Source organism: Dermacoccus sp. MPR-E5 (assembly GCF_058809565.1).
Genome location: NZ_JBXASS010000042.1, coordinates 1 through 1129, shown reverse-complemented (window position 1 = coordinate 1129; position 1129 = coordinate 1). Strand labels below are relative to the sequence as shown.

Sequence of the window (1129 nt, the reverse complement as noted above, 5' to 3'; positions counted from 1 at the left end):
CGACCTCATCATCGGTACCGGCCGCTCCGCGATCGGCACGCTCGTCGAGCGTCGTAGCCGCACCACGATCCTCGTACTGAATCGCTCCGGGTCTGGTGGAGGCTCTGATCCAACGGAAGGATGCAGAGCATGCCCGCACCACGGAAGTACCCCGACGAGCTCCGCGAACGCGCCACGCGGATGACGCTGGAAGCCCGTCAAGACCCCGCCACGAGGACCGGAGCATTCCGCCGCGTAGGAGAACAGCTCGGGATCAATCCCGAGACGCTGCGCAACTGGGTCCGCCAAGCCGAGATCGACCACGGCCACCGCCCCGGAATCACGACCAGCGAAGCCGCCCGGGTGGCCGAGCTGGAGAAGGAGAACCGTGAACTACGGCGGGCGAACGCGATCCTGCGCTCGGCGTCGGCTTTCTTCGCGGCGGAGCTCGACCGCCCACAGCGCTGATCGTGGACTACATCGACGAACACAAGCACGAGTTCGGTGTCGAGCCGATCTGCGCCACGCTGTCCGCGGCAGGCACACAGATCGCACCGAGCACGTACTACGCGGCCAAGACGCGCACTCCTTCAGTGCGCAGCCTGCGCGATGAGCAGGTGCTCGTGGAAATCCGGCGGGTGCATGAGGCCAACTACGGGGTCTACGGGGCCCGGAAGGTCCACGCGCAACTGCGGAGGGAGGGCCTGCAGGTGGCCAGGTGCACGGTGGAGCGGCTCATGCGAGCCGCAGGCCTGCGCGGGATCAGCCGCGCGAAGGGACCGAGGACCACGGTCCCAGGCCGCGGCCCGGATGAGCGTCAAGACCTGGTCCAGCGAGACTTCACCGCGGCGGCTCCGAACCAGCTGTGGGTCGCTGACATCACCTACTGCCGCACTTTCAGCGGATGGGTGTACGCCGCGTTCATCATCGACGTGTTCTCCCGACGGGTGCTGGGCTGGCAGCTGTCGAAGTCGCTGCGCACGGACCTGGCCCTGGACGCGTTGGAGATGGCGTTCTGGACGCGTCAGCGCGCAGGCCAAGACGTGGCCGGGCTACGGCATCACAGCGATAAAGGAGTCCAGGGCGGATTCAACTGGTCGTCGCAACACCTTGACGTGGAAGGTGTTGGCGATGGCAGCGAACGACAGGG

At 66.8% G+C, this 1129-nt stretch carries 2 protein-coding genes and 1 other annotated feature; both genes read left to right on the top strand.

All coding sequences use genetic code 11. The features are described from left to right. The first annotated feature begins 129 nt into the window (after positions 1-129). A complete protein-coding gene (locus tag AC1RS9_RS14480; protein ID WP_006943480.1) occupies positions 130-447 on the top strand; it encodes a transposase in 318 nt (105 codons plus the stop codon). After that, positions 408-536, top strand: a sequence feature (AL1L pseudoknot). (Overlaps the previous gene by 40 nt.) Continuing rightward, positions 450-1129 (top strand): IS3 family transposase (locus tag AC1RS9_RS14475; protein ID WP_492921977.1); only part of this gene is annotated, 680 nt, incomplete at its 3' end. It overlaps the preceding feature by 87 nt.